Annotated in this window: 16 protein-coding genes; 6 read left to right on the top strand and 10 right to left on the bottom strand. The window is 52.3% G+C overall.

What is annotated here, in order from left to right; all coding sequences use genetic code 11:
- Positions 1 to 19 precede the first annotated feature (19 nt).
- The 5 genes from ASF12_RS10420 to ASF12_RS10400 all read right to left on the bottom strand — a co-directional run bounded on the left by ASF12_RS10420 (position 20) and on the right by ASF12_RS10400 (position 5,549).
- The gene (locus ASF12_RS10420; RefSeq protein WP_056033679.1) at positions 20 to 922 is read right to left on the bottom strand and encodes an ABC transporter permease; all 903 of its coding nucleotides are present in this window, start codon (positions 920 to 922) and stop codon (positions 20 to 22) included.
- A 21-nt stretch (positions 923 to 943) separates the two neighbouring features.
- On the bottom strand, positions 944 to 1,891 hold the full coding sequence (locus ASF12_RS10415; protein WP_056033675.1) for an ABC transporter permease: 948 nt from the start codon (positions 1,889 to 1,891) through the stop codon (positions 944 to 946).
- 99 nt (positions 1,892 to 1,990) lie between these two features.
- Positions 1,991 to 3,598: an ABC transporter substrate-binding protein gene (locus ASF12_RS10410; RefSeq protein WP_056033672.1), complete on the bottom strand. Its 1,608-nt coding sequence runs from the start codon at positions 3,596 to 3,598 to the stop codon at positions 1,991 to 1,993.
- 28 nt (positions 3,599 to 3,626) lie between these two features.
- A complete protein-coding gene (locus ASF12_RS10405; RefSeq protein WP_056033670.1) occupies positions 3,627 to 4,820 on the bottom strand; it encodes an amidohydrolase in 1,194 nt (397 codons plus the stop codon).
- 69 nt (positions 4,821 to 4,889) lie between these two features.
- Positions 4,890 to 5,549 carry a carboxymuconolactone decarboxylase family protein gene (locus ASF12_RS10400; protein ID WP_056033667.1) on the bottom strand — a complete coding sequence of 220 codons (660 nt, stop codon included), beginning with the start codon at positions 5,547 to 5,549 and terminating at the stop codon, positions 4,890 to 4,892.
- Between the two features lie 154 nt (positions 5,550 to 5,703).
- Here ASF12_RS10400 and ASF12_RS10395 point away from each other — a divergent pair, with 154 nt between their 5' ends.
- The gene (locus ASF12_RS10395) at positions 5,704 to 6,600 is read left to right on the top strand and encodes a LysR family transcriptional regulator (RefSeq protein ID WP_056033665.1); all 897 of its coding nucleotides are present in this window, start codon (positions 5,704 to 5,706) and stop codon (positions 6,598 to 6,600) included.
- A 143-nt stretch (positions 6,601 to 6,743) separates the two neighbouring features.
- The gene (locus ASF12_RS10390) at positions 6,744 to 8,105 is read left to right on the top strand and encodes an LLM class flavin-dependent oxidoreductase (RefSeq protein ID WP_056033657.1); all 1,362 of its coding nucleotides are present in this window, start codon (positions 6,744 to 6,746) and stop codon (positions 8,103 to 8,105) included.
- Positions 8,106 to 8,197: 92 nt separating this feature from the next.
- Here the strand turns inward: ASF12_RS10390 and ASF12_RS10385 are convergent, their stop codons facing one another.
- Positions 8,198 to 8,422, bottom strand: coding sequence for a hypothetical protein (locus tag ASF12_RS10385; RefSeq protein ID WP_056033654.1), 225 nt, complete (start codon positions 8,420 to 8,422; stop codon positions 8,198 to 8,200).
- A gap of 328 nt (positions 8,423 to 8,750) precedes the next feature.
- Here ASF12_RS10385 and ASF12_RS10380 point away from each other — a divergent pair, with 328 nt between their 5' ends.
- From ASF12_RS10380 to ASF12_RS10370, 3 genes are all read left to right on the top strand, one after another.
- A complete protein-coding gene (locus ASF12_RS10380; RefSeq protein WP_056033651.1) occupies positions 8,751 to 9,635 on the top strand; it encodes a YihY/virulence factor BrkB family protein in 885 nt (294 codons plus the stop codon).
- Between the two features lie 111 nt (positions 9,636 to 9,746).
- Complete coding sequence (locus tag ASF12_RS10375; RefSeq protein ID WP_056033648.1) at positions 9,747 to 9,983, top strand: hypothetical protein; 237 nt, start codon at positions 9,747 to 9,749, stop codon at positions 9,981 to 9,983.
- Positions 9,984 to 10,111: 128 nt separating this feature from the next.
- The gene (locus ASF12_RS10370) at positions 10,112 to 13,015 is read left to right on the top strand and encodes an S-layer homology domain-containing protein (protein WP_056033645.1); all 2,904 of its coding nucleotides are present in this window, start codon (positions 10,112 to 10,114) and stop codon (positions 13,013 to 13,015) included.
- A 156-nt stretch (positions 13,016 to 13,171) separates the two neighbouring features.
- Here ASF12_RS10370 and ASF12_RS10365 read toward each other — a convergent pair whose 3' ends face one another.
- Positions 13,172 to 13,813 carry an NAD(P)-dependent oxidoreductase gene (locus ASF12_RS10365; RefSeq protein ID WP_056033642.1) on the bottom strand — a complete coding sequence of 214 codons (642 nt, stop codon included), beginning with the start codon at positions 13,811 to 13,813 and terminating at the stop codon, positions 13,172 to 13,174.
- Positions 13,814 to 14,039: 226 nt separating this feature from the next.
- Between ASF12_RS10365 and ASF12_RS10360 the strand changes: the two genes are divergently transcribed.
- Positions 14,040 to 14,453 carry a chemotaxis protein CheW gene (locus ASF12_RS10360; RefSeq protein ID WP_056033639.1) on the top strand — a complete coding sequence of 138 codons (414 nt, stop codon included), beginning with the start codon at positions 14,040 to 14,042 and terminating at the stop codon, positions 14,451 to 14,453.
- Positions 14,454 to 14,526: 73 nt separating this feature from the next.
- Here ASF12_RS10360 and ASF12_RS10355 read toward each other — a convergent pair whose 3' ends face one another.
- The 3 genes from ASF12_RS10355 to ASF12_RS10345 all read right to left on the bottom strand — a co-directional run bounded on the left by ASF12_RS10355 (position 14,527) and on the right by ASF12_RS10345 (position 17,766).
- Positions 14,527 to 15,612 carry an ABC transporter substrate-binding protein gene (locus ASF12_RS10355; RefSeq protein WP_081418739.1) on the bottom strand — a complete coding sequence of 362 codons (1,086 nt, stop codon included), beginning with the start codon at positions 15,610 to 15,612 and terminating at the stop codon, positions 14,527 to 14,529.
- A gap of 167 nt (positions 15,613 to 15,779) precedes the next feature.
- Positions 15,780 to 16,745 carry a galactofuranose ABC transporter, permease protein YjfF gene (gene yjfF, locus ASF12_RS10350; RefSeq protein ID WP_056033636.1) on the bottom strand — a complete coding sequence of 322 codons (966 nt, stop codon included), beginning with the start codon at positions 16,743 to 16,745 and terminating at the stop codon, positions 15,780 to 15,782.
- Positions 16,738 to 17,766, bottom strand: coding sequence for an ABC transporter permease (locus ASF12_RS10345; protein WP_056033633.1), 1,029 nt, complete (start codon positions 17,764 to 17,766; stop codon positions 16,738 to 16,740). Before ASF12_RS10345 ends, yjfF begins: the two co-directional genes overlap by 8 nt.

The raw sequence follows: 17,766 nt of genomic DNA, 5'->3' as shown, positions 1-17,766 counted from the left end.
ACCCGCCGGCTGCGATGCCCTATTTTTTCCCTTTACCCTGTCTAACATGAGGATCGAGCAAGTCCCTGATTCCATCCCCAAACAAATTCATCGCCAGTACCGAAATAATGAGCGCAAAGCCGGGAAACAGCGTCATCCACCAGGAGTTGTATATATACATTTTTCCATCGGCCAGCAAATTGCCGAGACTTGCCATCGGAGCCGGAATGCCTGCCCCCAGAAAGCTAAGTGCAGCTTCCACAATAATCGCCTCGGCAAAAATAAAGGAGCTCTGCACAATAAGCGGCGAAATCGTGCTGGGCATAATATGCTGCCACAAAATCCTCGTCTGTGACGCGCCCAAGGCGTGCATCGCTTCCACATAGGTTTGCTCCTTCGCGACGAGCGCGGCCGAACGGACGATTCGGGCTACCGAAGGAATAAACACGATAATCAGGCAAATAATCAGATTGGAAACGCTTGGCCCGAGCGCGGCCATAATGGCAATCGCCAGCAAAATCGCCGGGAAAGCAAACAAAGCGTCCATCGTCCTCATCAGCAATTGATCCAGCCACTTGTACATGCTCGCATACAAACCGATAACAAGACCTAGAACGGCGACCGACAAAGCGACGGCAAAGCCAACCTGCGCCGATATTTGCGTGCCATGCATCACTCTGCTGAAAATGTCCCGGCCCAAATTATCCGTGCCAAACCAGTGCTGCGCGCCCGGCGGCGACAAACGGTTGACGATATCGACGTCGAGCGGGCCGTAAACGGATATCCATGGCGCAAAAAAAGAAATGAAGGCGACCACTATCATCAGCACGCTGCCCGCCGACGCTGTTTTGCTTGCCAGCAGCCTCTTGAGCAGTCCGCGCCTTCGATTGCCTATCGTGCGCTTGCGCTTTGCCAGATGCAGCGAGGGCTGTGTTTTTTCCATCCGCGCCCAGCCTCCTTTCTGTTATTTATTCAACCGAATCCGGGGATCGACGACCGCATAAAGCAGGTCAACGACCAAATTCACTAGCACATAGGTGAACGCGATGAACAGCACCAAGCCTTGAATGACGGTATAGTCCCGGCGCGATACCGAATGGACTAGAAGCTGTCCCAGTCCCGGAATGTTAAAAATGCTCTCTACGACCGCCGCGCCAGCGAGCAGCGTACCGAACGTTCCGCCAATGACCGTCAAAATGGGAATGAGCGCATTGCGCAAAATATGCTTGTATACGATGCCCCGCTCACGCAGCCCCTTCGAGCGCGCCGTCTTCACATACCCTTGGTTCATCACCTCCAGAAAGGAGGAGCGAACGATTCTGGCAATAACCGACGACATGACGACGCCGACTGAAATGCCGGGCAAAATCAAAAATTTCAAGAAATTCCAAAGTCCATCACTGATCGGCGCATAGCCGGATACCGGCAGCCATTTCAGCTGCACGGCGAACAGAAGCACCAGAAACATGCTGAGCAGGAAGCCGGGAATCGTTATGCCGAGCAGCGTATAGGCGGTCAATGCTTTATCCGCCCAGCCCCCGCGATTGACTGCCGCCCATATGCCGAAGGGCAGTGCGATGGTTATCGCAATCAGCTCGGCAAGCAGCGCGAGCGACAGGGTAGGCTGAAGATGCTCGCCTATGACGGCAGACACCGATTTTTTCAAAAAATAAGAATCGCCTAAATCCCCGCGCAGCGCTGAACCCATCCACTGGCCATATTGCATGATAAGCGGCTGATCAAGCCCCATATTGGCACGCAGCTGCTGAATCGTCGCTTCGTCTGCTCCATCACCCAGCATGACGCGCGCGGGATCACCCGGAATGAGGTAAATGATCAGAAAGACAATAACCGACATAATGAAAAGAATAGGGATCAACGATAGCACCCGTTTTACAATAAAAGCGGTCAAACCGTTTACCTCCCTCCAAAGTAGAATTCCGCACGGCAAGCAGCTGCTGTATGCCTGCTTTAGGCCCGCTCCAATGCTGTATAGTGCTGTGCAATGCTATTATTCAACCAGCTTCGTATTTGCCAAATTCGGAATGTTGCTGAGGTACGTCAAGCCGACGAGATTTTTGCGAACCGCATTGTAGTTGTAAATATCGCCGATTTTAATCGCCGCCAAATACTCCCACTCATAGGCTTGCAGCGCATCATTCGCCGCTTTTATCGCATCGTCGCTAATAGCCGAGGTAGAAGCTTCAAGCAGCTCCGCAAGCTTGGCATCATCAGCAAAGCCATAGGTCGGGTTCAAATAAAGCAGCTGTGAAGGCGTTGAAGGCACGAGGAATGGACCGACATAAATATCCCAGCCATTCGGGTCAGCCCGCTTCGTCAGCATCGTGGCGTAATCGGAAATGTCGATTTTCGTCTTGATGCCGATTTGCTCCAGCTGTGCCTGCACCATCAACGTTGCATTATAGAAGGTGCCTGTATCCTTGGTCGTCAGAAGGGTAACTTCCTCGCCATTGTAGCCCGCTTCCTGGAGAAGCTGCTTCGCCTTGTCCGGATTTTTCTGGTTATAGGCTTCGCTGCCTGCCTCGCTGTACCATTTCGCATTTTCCTTGTACATGTAGCTCGGATTCAAGCGGTACAGCTCCGGTGTGGAGACGATGCCAAGCAAAACCTGGTCAACATCGAGCACCGATGCGACAGCCTGGCGGTATTTCAGCTGCGAGAACAGCGGACCTTTTTTATTGAAAACCAAATTGAAATCAGTGGACAGGTTTTTGATGATTTCCACGTCAGGGTCATTTTCAACCTGCGGCAAATTATCCAGACTGACATCGACATTGTTAAAGTCCTTCGCGAGGAAAGAGGAGAAACGCGTCGCATTATCCGTAGCCAAAGTGAAATACAAATCGTTCACGAGCGCTTCCTTCTTGCCGGAAAAACCGTCAGCTGGCGCATCGACAGGCTGGTAATCCGCAAATTTTTGCAGATGCACGTATTGGTCGGTTTTGTACTCCACAAACTTGAACGGCCCGGTTCCAATATATTCGGTTACGCCATCCGGACCAGCCGCATCCACGACCTCCTTCGGCATAATCGCTGCAAAATTAAGCACATGGCTAAGCTGCGCCAATGTATCATTTCTCGGCACGTCCGAGCTGAGCACGACCGTATAGTCATCCTTCACCTCAAACTCGCGATCGGAAAAAGAGCTTTTCGCGCGCGGCGCCGTATTTTTCCAGCGATTGAGCGAGGCTGCTACATCCTCTGCCTTCATCTCCTTGCCATTGTGAAACTTGACGCCTTTACGAAGGCGGAAGGTGTACACTTTCCCATCTTCACTCAGCTCATAAGACTCGGCGAGCATTGGAACAGGCTCATACTTGGCATTAAAGGCGAATAGTCCCTCGTAAATATTGACCGCTATCGTGGAATTGCTTCCGCCAAGCGACAGATGCGGATCAAGCGTCGGAATCGTTTGCGCAAGCGGATATTTCAGTTCGGTTGCCAGCTTCTCGCCTCCCGATGTGCCAGCTGCTGCTGACTCGGCTGGCGAAGCCGCTCCATTCGGGCTTGCAGGTGCAGAGCTGTTGCTGGAGCAGCCGAAAACGATGAGCAATGCGCCGAGCAATCCGATTATTCCTAACTTTTGATATTGCTTCATAAATAAAGTGCCTCCCTGTTATTGTGCATTATGACTGCCAATCCACTAGCTTTTCTGCTGCTTTTACGAATAAGGCCACTCCGTTTGCCAACGCATCCTCATCAATTGCAAATCGTGGATGGTGATGCGGATAAACGATGCCTTTCTCGACGTTGCCCGCGCCTATATTAATGAATGTGCCAGGCACCTTGCGCTGGTAGGCGGAGAAGTCTTCGCCGCCCATGCCCGGCGGGTTGTGAACGACACGCTCCTTGCCGACGACTTCAATCGCCGCCTCCTCCACGATTCGGGTCAATGCTTCGTCATTAACCACGGGATCATAGCCGTACACATACTGGAACTCGAATTGCGCATTATGTGCCGAAACAATACCTGCGACAATGCGCTGCAGCTGCTCCTCCGCCTGCTTGCGCACCTGCTCGCTGAAGCTCCGCACCGTTCCTTTCAGGGTTACCTTATCAGGTATGACATTATGGGAGGCTCCCGCCGTGAATTGGGTCACAGAGACGACCAGCCGCTCCAACGGATCGGTATAACGCGCCACAATATGCTGAATATTCGTCACGATCTGGGCGCCAATCGCAATCGTATCGACCGAGCGATGAGGGAAGCCGGCATGGCCGCCAACCCCATTAACGGTAATGGTGAAATTATCCGGCGATGCCGACATCTGACCATATACGACGCCAATTTGTCCGACGGGCAATTGGGCGGCCAGATGCTCGCCAACGATCCAATCCACGCCGTCCAGTACGCCAGCTTCGACCAGCTCGCGCGCTCCCCCCGGAGGAAGCTCCTCTGCATGCTGAAAAATAAACCGGATTTCGCCATGCAGCCGCTCCTTCTGCTCTACAAGCAGACGCGCTGTCGCGAGCAGCACAGCGGTATGTCCATCATGCCCGCAGGCATGCATGACGCCCGGATTTTGCGAAACATAATCAAACGTGTTTTCTTCCGCTATCGGCAGGGCATCCATATCCGCCCGCAGCGCCAGCGTTTTGCCCGGATAAGCACCGACAAGCCTCGCCAGCACACTCGTCTTCGTTGGGCGGCTGATGATGAGCCCGCCAAAGCTGCGCAGCGTATCTTCGACAAACTGCGCCGTCTCCGTCTCTTCAAAGGACAGCTCCGGATGCTGATGCAAATGCCTTCGCCATGCGACAACCTGCTCATGAACCCACTCGGGGAGCTGTCCGCTCCAGCCTTTATTTTCATCTGACATGCTTGCTTCCCCCTTCTTCCTCTTCTTCTTCATTCGATTATCAGGCTATTAATGGCTAGAAATCGGCTGCTACTCCCGCTCGTAGGCTTGAAGGGCATTCACCCGGTGTGCCATCGCAGAGCCTGCCTTCAACACCGTTGCCACAACAATCGTCTCAGCCAGCTCCTCCAGTGTTGCTCCCGCTTCCTTCGCCTGCCTTGTAAAAATCTCAATGCTGTAAGCACTTCCCGTCACATGGGCCGAGCCTACTGCGATGAGCAGCTTTTCCTTCGCTTCGATATGCTGCGGCTTAAGCGACTTATGCAAATATTCGAAGAAAGCATTGTACAGCCCCTCATTTACGTCCTCCAGCTGCTCGACCAGCTCGATATTGCTTCTGCTGTACAAATCCGTTTCTTTGCTGTCGTTGAACGCATTAAGCGCATTGACCGACTGATAGAAGGCGGAATGAGCATTGACCGCAGCACCGACAGCCGCCGCTTCGAACAATTCCTCGAACGATGCGTTTAGCGCCTTCGCTTTGCCGACATGGGCTTCAATACAATAAGGGCAGCCTGTAACATGGGCAACGGCAACGGCTATAAACTCTTTAACTTTCACTGAAATTACGCCATCAGCAAGTGCTTCCTTGTTAAATTCGCCGAACGCCTTAAAGGCATCAGGGGCATAGCTGAATATTTTGGATGAGAAGCTAGGGGCGTGTCTGGTGTACAAGCTTTCGTTCGACATTAGGGTAAAACCTCCATTTTCCATTTTAAATATGTGTAATCCACTTGATTTAATCGGGTTTATATCTGTTATAATAGGGCATAAAGCTGAACGTGTATAATTGAAAGATTTAAATAGCCAATTTAGTATTTTTTAAGCATAGGGGTGAAATCGCATGGAAATTCGGTTAATTAAAACGTTCCAGACCATTGTTAAGCTCGGTAATTTCCAGCGTGCTGCCGAGGCACTGCAATATTCGCAGCCTACCATTACGATACAAATCAAGAAGCTGGAAGAGGAGCTCGGCATGAAGCTGTTCGAGCGGGGCAAAACGATAACGCTCACCAGCGCCGGACGGCTGTTCCATGAACGGGCCGATATGCTGCTGCGGGAATACGACGAGCTGAACAGCTCCTTAACGGATTTCATTCAAGGGGACGCTGGCGTTGTGCGGGTAGGCGCTTCGGAGCCTTCCGCCAGCAGTCGCCTGCCTGGCATTCTGTCCGCGTATACGCAAAAAAAGCCGAAGGTGCAAATTAAAGTCAAGGTCGGCACGACCAAAGAGCTGATGCAGATGGTCATCGACGATGAAATTGATCTGGCGCTTTGCAATCAGCCTGAACCGCATATCGAGCTTGAATTTCACCGTTTAATGAAGGAACAATTTTCATTGCTGCTCCCTGCTGGGCATCCCTTTGCTGAACGCGCGGAAATACGGATGAAGGATTTGCGGAATGAAAAGTTTCTGTTCACGCCGGGAACCTGCTCGTTTCGGATTCGCATCGAGGAAATGATTACGAAAAAAATCGGCAAGCTGCGGCATAACAGCATTGAGGTCGCCAGCATCTCCGCGCTCAAATATTATGTACAGGCTCAGCTTGGCATTGCCCTGTCGCCCATCGTCGCCATTTCACCGCCGCTGCCGGGGACAATCATTAAGCAGGTTATTGATATGGCCGAGGGGCCTGAGCTCGGCATCCTCATTAAGCGGAACAGCACGACGCTGAGCCAAATTAATAAAGAGCTGATTGCCGATATTAAGCAGGCGCTCACTCCTGATCCAGATTGGTAGCGCGTCGATGCTTTAGGTTTATTAAAGCGGCGCTTTAGCATTTTCAATTGTACAAACGCTGCCCCTTCCGCTATGCTCACTTATAACTATTATTCCGAGTGAATAACTTGATATTTAAATAGTGGAACGGAGCGCTGCTTGCGATGAAAAAAATCCATTTAGGCATTTTCGATATTCATACCCCTAATCAAATGACCCAGGGCTTATGGACCCATCCCGCCAATCAATCTACACGCTACAAGGAGCTGGCTTTCTGGATTGAGCTGGCGCAGGTGCTGGAGCGCGGCAAATTCGATTTTATGTTTTTTGCCGATTCCTATGGCTACCCCCACCATAAGCGCGAGCTTTCGTATCGCGAAGCTGTGTACACACCCTCCAACGATCCGATGCTGGTCATTTCTGCACTCGCTGCCAGCACGAAGCATCTCGCATTCGTCACGACGGCCTCGCCTGTGTATGAGCTGCCATTTCCCAACGCCCGCCGCTTCTCGACGCTTGACCATTTGACAAGCGGCCGCATTGGCTGGAATGTCGTGGCTACAGGCGGCATCAGCGGCGCGGAAAGCTTTGGCCGCAGCGGCATATTGCCGCATGATGAACGCTATGAGCAGGCTGAGGAATTTATGGAAGCCAGCTATAAGCTGCTGGAGGGCAGCTGGGAGGATGACGCTGTCATCGCCGATCGCGAGCGCCGCATTTACGCTGATGCGGACAAGGTTCATGTCATTGAGCACAGCGGCAAATATTATAAAATGAAGGCCTCCCATGCCAGTGAGCCTTCTATTCAACGGACGCCCGTCCTGTTTCAGGCGGGCAGCTCGGATCGTGGGCGAGATTTTGCCGCCAAGCATGCCGAGGGTGTTTTTCTGAAAGCCCCGACTGTAGAAGCGCTGAGGGCTCAGGTGCAGGATATTCGCAAGCGGGCTGTCGCTTATGGCAGAGGAGCCGGGGAAATTAAAATTTTCACGGGACTGTCGGCTGTGGTTGGCCGTACGCGCGAGGAAGCTGAGGGCAAGCTTGCCGAATATAAAGCCCATCGCAGCCGGGAGGCGGCTTTGCTCACCTATGAGAATGCGACGGGCATTGATTTGTCCGCGCTCGATCCCGATGCGCCATTCGAACAGATAAAAACCGAGCAAGGACGCACGCATACCGAGCGCTATACGAAGCATAGCGGCAAAGTTCAGAGCGTCCGAGAAGTGAGCGATAATTTTGCCGAGAAGGAATTTCGCGGTATTGTAATAGCCGGAACAGCTGAGGAAATTGCCGACCAAATGCAATATTGGGTAGAGGAAACCGGTATTGACGGCTTTAATTTGGAGCGTTATGTGCTTCCCGGGACGCATATCGACTTTGTCGATCTCGTTGTGCCAGAGCTTCAGCGGCGCGGCATGTTCAGACAACAATACGAGGAGGATACGCTTCGCGAGCGCCTGTTCGGCAAAGGAAATACACGCCTGCCGGATACTCATGCGGGCGCAGCCTACCGTTTTCCCAATAGCTGACCCAATAGCTGAGCCGCAACCAATAGAAGGGGTTATCGTTAAGTCGCCTTATTCAAGCGCGGCTTAACGATAACCCCTTTGTGCGTCAGTATTCAATGCCCCATCTGATGCACTTCATCGGCGTTATAAGACAACAAGCCGAATACGATCAGCAGCGTTGTGAAAATCACGATACAGGCGCCGATTCGCCGCAGCGTTTTTTGACGCTCGCTCATATGCTCGCCCTGCCCATGACGTTTTTTAGTAGAAGCAATAAACAATAGGCCCACTCCTAGCAGCAGCGCTATGACGACGCTTGCTTGCAAATATACGTCCATACGATCACTTCCTGTCCGCCCATTTATTCTATAGACGATGATCATTTGGAAAAAGTTGTACCTGCTGCGCGATTAATTGTACGAATTATCTTGCTCCAGCTCCTCTCTCTTCTCTCCATCAATTCATTTCCTTGACACCCACTTCCTTACTAATCCAGTTTGTCTACTAGTTTTTGGAATAGCATACGTCCTATTTCGCTTGAGCTGCCTCCTGTGCGGGTAAGTATAAGCAACAGCATAAACGACAGGCAATGTCGGGGCTTAACCAGCCTGCATGACCATATATGAATAACTTAAAAAGATAGATCATAAACGGAGGTAGCTGCTTATGGCACCTAAATCAAAAACGATGCGATTTTTCCTCGATATGTATGTCCGTTTCCGCGATGATGATGTGCCGGGGGTAGCGGCGCAGCTGACTTTTTATTTGATTTTGGCCTTCTTCCCCTTTCTGCTGTTTGTCGTCAGCCTGCTCGGCTTCGTTCAGTTATCTGGGGACAGCCTCGTGGCCGAGCTTATTCGCCTGCTTCCTGCCGAGACGGGCGAGGCAATCAGCAAGGTGCTTGAAGAAATTACGCAGGGCAGCAATGGGACGCTGCTGTCGGTCGGAATGCTGGCGACGATCTGGTCGGCATCCAATGGCATGAATGCCATTATTAAAGGCCTGAATACAGCCTATGAGGAGCAGGAAAGCCGCCCCTTCTGGAAAATACGCGGCATTGCACTGATCGCCACGCTCGTGCTTGGCCTTGTCATTACGCTCGTCATGCTTATGCTCGTATTTGGCCAGACGATCAGCAGCTATTTGTTCAACCTGCTTCATGTGCCAAGTGAAAGCGAGTGGGTATGGAATTTGGTGAAATATGCGATTCCGCTCGCCGCTATGCTTATCGTATTTACGATGCTGTATTGGATTGCTCCTAACCGCAGGCTGACCATCAATGAAGTGCTGCCCGGCGTGCTGTTTACGACAATTGGCTGGGTTGCAGCCTCGATGCTGTTCCAGTTCTACATTAATAATTTCGGCAACTATTCCAAAACGTACGGCAGCATAGGCGGCATTATTATTTTGCTGGTCTGGTTATTCATTACGTCGCATATCATTATATTAGGCGGGGAAATGAATGCGTGCCTGGCTCGTTCACGCCCAGCTAAGCCCAGTCTGCAAGAGCGCCCGCCGCAAAACCGGACAGGCTCCTTTTTCGTCAAATAAAGGAGAGGGCTAGCTGATATCTGAAATCAATATCACTTAATGCCTGTTTCATATCTGTTTACTAGGGTAAATACAAAGTAATTCGATACACATTTCGAGGAGGAATATAGGATGGACTATATAATAAACAAACGCTTTGACGGGGAGCATATTTGCTTCGATGGAAACCACTACATTGGCTGCACGTTCAACAACTGCACCATTACAATATCGTCCCTGCATTTCAACTATGACCGCTGCACCTTCAAGGGCTCCAGCTTCAAGCTTAGCCCGCGCGTATTTCACCTGCAAAACGTTTATTCGCTGCTTCCTTCGTCCATGAACGGCAAAAACGTACAGCTTGCCTAAAATAGATGTTGTTTTTCGCTAAATCCCCCTATAGGGGGATTTTTTTGCTGCTAAAATAAGTAAAATATAGATAGAAGAATATAGATTACAGCCTTTCCAATCAGGGAAACGAATAGGAGGATTATCGGATGCTTAGCAAAATACAGCACCAAATCTTGGTATGTCTCGCCGCTCTGCTGCTGACATCAGGCTTCTGGCCAGCAGCCACGTCAACAGCGGCATCAGGAGCCGCGGCAACCGCTCTCGGCCCCGCTATCGAGATAGCGGCTTACGAGCTGCCAAGCGACGTGAGCCTGAACTACACGCTTTTTGCAGGCGGTGCTTCGGACGGCCAAGCCATATGGATGGCCCCGCAAGAAACGGATAAGGTAGTCAAGCTGGATCCTGTAACGGGAGCCATGACCAGCTATAACAATTGGCCAGCAGGCTTCACGAAGGGGTACGGGGCATTCAGCGACATCGTATTTGACGGGCAATCGCTATGGATGATCCCGGCATTAGCTGACCGGATTATTAAACTTGACCCGGCAAGCGGGGTCATGACCGGCTACAACAGCTGGCCAGCCGGCTTTAACAACACTTCTCCCCGTTTCAGTGGAGGCATTTTTGACGGGCAATATATTTGGCTCGTTCCTTCCAGTGCCAATGCCCTGATTCGCCTCGATCCGGCAACTGGCAGCATGGCCAGCTATAATGATTGGCCCAGCGGCTTTACGCTGCCGAATTATGCTTTTACCGACGGTATTTTTGACGGGCAAAATTTGTGGCTCGTTCCTAATACGGCGAGCAGTGTCATCAAGGTCGATACAGCTACGGGAGATATGACCGCCTACGACAACTGGCCTAGCGGCTTCGCGAAAGGGTTTTATGCATTCAACGGAGGCATATTTGACGGACGCAGCATGTGGATGATACCCTATAACGCAAATCAGGTCGTGAAGCTGGATACGAGCACTGGCGAAATGACCGGTTATGACGATTGGCCGGCTGGCTTCAATAAATCCGGAAGCCTATTGGGCAAAAGCACCTTTGACGGGCGATATATTTGGGTAAAGGCTAGCTCCTTCAGCTCATTATTCAGAATTGACACAACGACTGGCGAAATGGAGAGCTTCTCGAATTGGCCAGCAGGCGTTAATGCCAATCCCATGTATTCCGCCATGTTTGACGGCCTCAACGTTTGGCTTATTCCTACGGCTTCCACTCAAGTCATTCGGGTGTCCAGTGTGCCTGTTATGCAGCCTGCTATAGCCGGAGATATGCAGGCTGATTTGGCCTGGGAGCCGGTAAACGGTGCAATCGGTTATAAAATTTATCAGAGCCAGACGCTGGGGAGCAGCGGAGCCGAGGTCGCTACTGTCGGCAGCTCCGTCTATTCCCGAACAGTAACCGGATTGACCAACGGCATGACCTATTATTATTCAGTTAAAGCCGCTTTTGCCGGACGGGACAGCTCCGCGTCCAATGAAGTGAGCGCTGTTCCACTGTCCACCGACGCGAACCTTAGCCATCTTGCGTTGTCAGACGGCTCTCTTAATCCATTGTTTGAAGAGAGTACGACGGTTTATACAGCAGCTGTAGGCAGCAATGTGAGCGAGATTACGGTTACGCCAGAGGTATCGACCAGCGCAGCAACGGTCACGATTAACGGTGCGGCTGCCGCCAGCGGCTCGCCTTTCGGCCCGCTGCCCTTGACTGACGGCAATAATATTATTGAAGTAAAAGTGACTGCGCAAATTGGAACAACGAAGACGTACACTGTAACTGTGACCAGAGCAGCGGCCACGCCAAGTCCAACGGCTAGCCCTACTCCAACTGCTAGTCCCACTCCAACAGTTACTCCTGCGCCCACCCCTTCACCGATAAGCGGAGGCGGCAGCAGCGGGGGCACGTCCTCACCTGCTGCCGTGGCAGGCATCAACCTGAACGGTACTCTCGTTCCAGCGAGCACCATCGACACGACGAAGCCGATTGCTGTGCTGGAGGCTTCGCCGCATACTGGCAGCAGCGCCGTCTATGCCAGCATTCCGGCAAGCGTGCTTGCAGGTTTTGCGAGCAAAAATGGAGCTATCCTTCTTGAGATTAAGGCGCCATACGGCAGCTACCGCATCCCGGTTCAGCTCGCTTCGCTAATACCGGGACTGCAGGAGTTGCTTGCTGAAAGCAAGCTTGGCGCTAATGATATTAGCTTTAAACTTACTTTGACCGATAAATCCGGCGATCCTTCGCTGCGGGATGCACTTACGAGCGGCTTGCCTGACGGCAAGGTAATCGGAGCTCCCGTCCATGCACGCGTTGACATTGTCAATGCCGGGACTGGTGCGGTGCTGCGATCAGTGGACACATATAGCTCTGAAATGACAAAGCTTATTCCGCTATCAGCCGAACCGAAGGCGATACCGAAGTATTGGGGGGCCTTCCGCTTTGACGAAGCAACTAAGCAGCTCGCATTCGTTCCTGCCCGCAAGCTTAATATCGGCGGCGTCTGGTTCGCAGCGATCCGTTCTGCGGCGGACGGCACGTATGTCATTGCGGAGAATAAAGTCGTCTTCAGTGACATGTCTAAGCATTGGGGTGAACCGCTTGCCCGGCTGGCCGCAGCGAAGGGGCTGGTAAACGGCATCGGCGGCGGCAAGTTTGCTCCGGAGCGGACTGTAACGCGAGCGGAATTCGCAGCGATGCTGACTCGGGCGCTCGGCGCAAATGCGCTGCCGGCGTCCTATGCCGTGGACAGCCAGCCGCTTACACGCGAGCAAATGGCGGGCATGGTTGCGGCAGCTATTTCGAAAACTGAGGAGCTCCCTGCCGGCCATGCAGACGGCGGCTTTATCAATGTCAACGGCTACAAAGATATTGCCAGCGTGAAGCCGGCGTATTTGGAGGCGGTACGCAGCATGGCCGAGCTTGGCATTATGACAGGCACTGGCGGCAGCCGCTACGAGCCGCAGCGAGAAACCTCGCGTGCGCAAGCGGGGGCTGTGCTCATTCGCACGCTGATCGTGCTCGGCAAAATCGACGGACTCGAAGGCTAGCCGTGAAGCGTCAATCTGCTTTCGCAGCTGCTAGAGACATGCAAACAGCCCGAACGGATGCGTCCGTTCGGGCTGTTTTTTCTAGAGAAGCTATTACCTATTAAAAAGTCGGAATGGTCTATTCCTTTTGCCTATTCAAGCTATAACGACTCTTGCTTATTCCGCTTCCGCTACAACTGCGAAACGCTCATTTACATGGTTTGCCTGCTCAGCCTCATCCACAATTGCAATCGCATAATCCGCATAGCTTACATAGCTGTCGCCTTTGGCGTTAAAGAAGAAGTTGTCTTTGCCTTTTGTGTAAGAGCCTGTGCGTTTGCCATCCGGGTTGAAAAAGGCCGCCGGGCTAACGAACGTCCATTTGATGCCGGTCGAGCTTTCCAGGTCATTCAAGTTGCTGCCTTGGTTGAAGGCTGTCGCATAATATTCTTTCGGGAACTGCTCCGTTTCGAACAAACGCGTTGTCTTCGCTTCATCCACGAACAGGCTGCCCGCACCGCCGACTACGATCAAGCGGGTTTCTGTTGCGCCTTTGAGTGCTTCAATCAGCACTTTGCCGAGCTCTACATGCTTTGTTTCCTCGCCTTGCGGTGCGCCGAATGCGTTGACGACGATGTCAAAAGCTTTCAAATCTGCTGCTGTCAGCTGGAACGCATCTTTCTCCAATACGGCTGCATCGGACTGTGCAAACTTCGATGCCGTTCTGACAATTGCCGTCACCTCATGTCCTCTTGCTGCCGCCTCTTGAATAATCAAGCTTCCTGCTTTGCCTGTTGCGCCAATAACTGCTATTTTCATTGTCTATTCCTCCTGAATATAAAATAAGGTGAGAAAGGATAGCGTTAGGATATCCTTTCCTATATTTCCGAAAAAGCGATCCGCTTAATGTAACTATTATAGTTACAGGTTGCCCGTAATGTCAAATCATTATTTTGAAAGCTATATGCAGCTTGTCGAACGATATAATATAATAGAGATAGGAATTGCTCGAAGCATACCAAACACGGCAAGGAGACCATCTCTAATGAGCGACTTTATTATTTTCAACGTGGCCAACAAATCTTTTGCTGTCCATTTTTCGGAAATTGATGAAATTCAAGCAGCCGTAGAAGGAACACCACTTCCTTTCGCCGAGCCGTGGCATGGTGGCGTGGCCAACATTCGTGGCGGCCTCTACACTATTATTAACTTGCGCAAAAAATTTAATCTGTTTGGACAGGCCCCAGACAGCTATCAAAAAATCATTTTGCTCAGGCAAGCCAAAGTAGCCCTGCTCGTCGATGATATCGAAAATACCGCTTCGATTGAAGAAGCCGACATTGAACCTGTGCCGGATTCTTCCGAGAAGGACATTTTCCACCAAGCTTTCAGGCTGGATAACCGGGTTATTCCGATTCTGCATGTAAAGCTGTTCCTCGCCTCTACCAAAACCATATAGGGAAAAGGGCACAAGGCAGTTTCCGCGCAGCTTTTACGCTGACGGGAACTGCCTTGTGCTGTATATGATAGATCTAATATTTCCGAAACGGGGTTTCCTTCTTCGCCATTTGCTCGGTATAGACGCTTTCCTGGGGCACGATTCGCTTCGGCAGCGTGCGCCCGGCAACGAGCTCCTGCACCGCCTGCATCATGTTCGGGCCAAGCAGCGGATTGCATTCAACGATGCAGTTAATTTTACCCTCCCCCAGCATCATGAACGCCCGCCGCGTCCCATCCACTGAAATAATGACAATATCGACGCCTGGCCGCAGTCCATATTCCTCAATCGCTTCAATTGCGCCAAGCGCCATATCATCGTTTTGGGCGAACAGCACGTCCATTTCACCGCCATATTGTTCAAGAAGCGTGCCCATCGCTTCCTTGCCCCGTTCAAAAGTAAAATCAGCGTCGACGCTGGCCATAATTTTATAGCCCGGCTGCTTCAGCACAATATCCCGAAAGCCCTGTCCGCGCTGAATCGAGGGGGATGAGCCTTCCGTTCCCCGCAGCTCGACAATTTGAACCGTCTCGGCAGCATCCCGCATTTTATCGACCAAATATTTGCCCGCTTTGCGTCCTTCTTCATATAAATCCGCCCCAATATGCGTCACATAAAGCGAGGTATCGCCCACATCAACGGATCGGTCGGATATAATAAGCGGAATACCCGCCTGCTTTACCTCGGTTAAAATCTCATCCCAGCCCGAATGCACGACCGGAGCAATGGCAATGACATCGACCTTGCGCTTAATGAAGGAACGAATCGCTTCAAACTGTTTTTCCTGTGATTGCTCCGCATTTTCGAACAACAGCTCGATTCCGGCCTCTTTTGCCGCCTCTTTGACCGAATTGGTGTTGGCCATTCGCCATTCGCTCTCTGAACCAAGCTGGGAGAAACCAAGAACAATCGGCCTCACTGGCTGAATGAGCTCGATTCCCGTTGCTTCAGGCAGCGTGCCGCCTTCTGCTATCGCGCCCTCTCCTATACCTGTTCCAGACTGGAGCGAATGGCCTATCCCCGATGATGAAGGAGCGGGGGCTGTAAGCTGGCAGCTGCTCAGAAGCATCAAGAAAGCGATTGCATAAATCATTTTCACAAATACAGCTTGTCTTCGCATAAGGCTCCCTCCGGTTCAGCCAGTAAAAGCGTCCATGCCCTTCCAGCTTGCTGATCGTATTGTAATGGATACAGGGCGCTTTGTCATGATCGTAACGACTCAGGGGGTGCCGCGAACAACGTCGAATCGTTGCGCTGCACCCTTGAACCGCGTTCTATTACGGACTATTAAGCTTTTTGCATTTGCCGCCTTGCACTGAGCAGGCGCTGCAGGACGATGAACAGCAGCAGCAGCAGGCCGATGACGATTTTGGTCCACCACGAGCTGAGCGTGCCTTCAAAGCTGATAATCGTTTGGATAACCCCTTGAATCAATACGCCGAAAAAGGTGCCGAGGATGTAGCCGACGCCGCCAGTCAGCAGCGTGCCGCCAATGACGACCGCCGCGATGGCATCCAGCTCCAAGCCTACCGCATGCAGGCCGTAGCCCGACAGCATATAGAATGTAAAGACGACGCCCGCAAGCGCGGAGCAAAGTCCGCTAAAGGTGTACACGAGAATTTTCGTGCGGGCGACGGGCAGCCCCATTAACAGCGCGGACGATTCGCTGCCGCCAAGCGCATACGTATTGCGGCCGAAACGGGTGTAATGCGCCAAATAAATTGCTGCGGCCACTACAACCAATGCGATAATGACGCTGATCGAGATGAAAAAGCCGCCCGGCAGCTTGATTTTCGTCTGCGCCATGCTCGTATAGAACGGGTGGTCAATCGTAATCGTATTGATGCTAATGACGTAGCATAGTCCCCGCGCCAGAAACATGCCGGCGAGCGTGACGATGAACGGCTGGATTTTAAAATAATGGATGATGGCTCCCATCAGCCAGCCAAAGGCGGCGCCAAGCACGAGCACCAGCGGAATGACGACGGCGGGCGGCCAGCCCTGCTGCTGGACAAGGCTTGCCGAAATCATCGTCGTCAGCGCAATGACCGAGCCGACCGACAGGTCAATGCCGCCGGAAACGAGGACGAAGGTCATGCCGACCGCGACGATAAGCAGAAAGGCGTTGTCAATGAGCAGATTGAGCAGCACCTGCAGCGAGAAAAAGCCGGTGTAGCGGAACGAGCCAGCCGCAAACATGAAAGCGAGCAGCGCAGCCGTTACTACGATCGGGATATACTGCCGTTTAAGCATGGCGTTTAACCTCCCTCTCTGCCGGATAGCGGCGAGTTTTAAAGCGATGTACCAGCGTCTTGCGGAACGTCTCCGATTGAATAAGGCAGACGAGCAGCACGACAAACGCTTTGACCACAAGCGTAATTTCCGGCGGAACGCCGATCATGTAGATCGTCGTCGTCAGCGTCTGAATAATGAGTGCGCCGACGACCGTACCGAGCAAATAAAAGCGTCCGCCGCTGAGCGAGGTGCCCCCAATGACGACGGCAAGAATCGCGTCAAGCTCATACCACAGCCCGGCGTTGTTGCCGTCGGCGCTGGATACATTTGCGCTGAGCAGCAAACCGGCGATGCCGGCACATAAGCCGCAAAACATATAAACGGCGATCATGACGACTCGCGAGCGAATGCCGGCCAGGCGGCTCGCTTCGGGGTTGCAGCCGACGGACTCAATGAACAGGCCGAGGGCGGTTTTGCGCGTCAGCAGCGCTGCGATCAGCAGCACGGCGCCAGCGATAAAGATGGAGAAGGGCAGCGTGAGCAGCGAGCCTGCGCCGATGAATTTATAGGCGCTGCTCGATACGGTAATAATCTGCCCGCCCGTAATGAGCTGGGCGACGCCGCGCCCGGCGACCATTAGAATAAGCGTGGCAATAATCGGCTGAATGCCGAAGGCCGCCACAAGCATCCCGTTCCATAGGCCCAGCACAAGCGCCAGCACAAGAGCAATGCCGACTGCGCTGAGCACAAGGCCCAGCATGTTCTGATCCGTGCCCTTGCTGAGCGTCATGCACGCCATGGCGCCTGCAATGGCCACGATCGAGCCGACCGACAGGTCGATGCCCTTCGTGGCAATGACGAGCGTCATGCCGATAGCAACGAGAATAAGCGGCGCGCCAAAATTCAAAATATCAATCAAGCTGCCGTACAGCTTGCCAGCCCGCATCTGCACGGAGAAAAAATCCGGCTCATACAGCAAATTAAATAATAACAGCGCCCCCAGCATCACCAGCGGCCAAAATAAATGGTGCTTCACCAT

It is taken from the genome of Paenibacillus sp. Leaf72, from assembly GCF_001422685.1.
In the GTDB taxonomy this organism is placed as follows: domain Bacteria; phylum Bacillota; class Bacilli; order Paenibacillales; family Paenibacillaceae; genus Pristimantibacillus.
Note: the sequence above shows the minus strand (reverse complement) of the source record. Positions and strands in the feature narration are given on the sequence as shown.

What these genes read in the sequence shown, in the direction of transcription:
- ASF12_RS10420 (WP_056033679.1), bottom strand. Translation starts at nt 922, where the DNA reads ATGGAAAAAACACAGCCCTCGCTGCATCTGGCAAAGCGCAAGCGCACG.
- ASF12_RS10410 (WP_056033672.1), bottom strand. Translation starts at nt 3,598, where the DNA reads ATGAAGCAATATCAAAAGTTAGGAATAATCGGATTGCTCGGCGCATTG.
- ASF12_RS10405 (WP_056033670.1), bottom strand. Translation starts at nt 4,820, where the DNA reads ATGTCAGATGAAAATAAAGGCTGGAGCGGACAGCTCCCCGAGTGGGTT.
- ASF12_RS10400 (WP_056033667.1), bottom strand. Translation starts at nt 5,549, where the DNA reads ATGTCGAACGAAAGCTTGTACACCAGACACGCCCCTAGCTTCTCATCC.
- ASF12_RS10395 (WP_056033665.1), top strand. Translation starts at nt 5,704, where the DNA reads ATGGAAATTCGGTTAATTAAAACGTTCCAGACCATTGTTAAGCTCGGT.
- ASF12_RS10390 (WP_056033657.1), top strand. Translation starts at nt 6,744, where the DNA reads ATGAAAAAAATCCATTTAGGCATTTTCGATATTCATACCCCTAATCAA.
- ASF12_RS10385 (WP_056033654.1), bottom strand. Translation starts at nt 8,422, where the DNA reads ATGGACGTATATTTGCAAGCAAGCGTCGTCATAGCGCTGCTGCTAGGA.
- ASF12_RS10380 (WP_056033651.1), top strand. Translation starts at nt 8,751, where the DNA reads ATGGCACCTAAATCAAAAACGATGCGATTTTTCCTCGATATGTATGTC.
- ASF12_RS10375 (WP_056033648.1), top strand. Translation starts at nt 9,747, where the DNA reads ATGGACTATATAATAAACAAACGCTTTGACGGGGAGCATATTTGCTTC.
- ASF12_RS10370 (WP_056033645.1), top strand. Translation starts at nt 10,112, where the DNA reads ATGCTTAGCAAAATACAGCACCAAATCTTGGTATGTCTCGCCGCTCTG.
- ASF12_RS10365 (WP_056033642.1), bottom strand. Translation starts at nt 13,813, where the DNA reads ATGAAAATAGCAGTTATTGGCGCAACAGGCAAAGCAGGAAGCTTGATT.
- ASF12_RS10360 (WP_056033639.1), top strand. Translation starts at nt 14,040, where the DNA reads ATGAGCGACTTTATTATTTTCAACGTGGCCAACAAATCTTTTGCTGTC.
- ASF12_RS10355 (WP_081418739.1), bottom strand. Translation starts at nt 15,612, where the DNA reads ATGCGAAGACAAGCTGTATTTGTGAAAATGATTTATGCAATCGCTTTC.
- yjfF (WP_056033636.1), bottom strand. Translation starts at nt 16,745, where the DNA reads ATGCTTAAACGGCAGTATATCCCGATCGTAGTAACGGCTGCGCTGCTC.
- ASF12_RS10345 (WP_056033633.1), bottom strand. Translation starts at nt 17,766, where the DNA reads ATGGTGAAGCACCATTTATTTTGGCCGCTGGTGATGCTGGGGGCGCTG.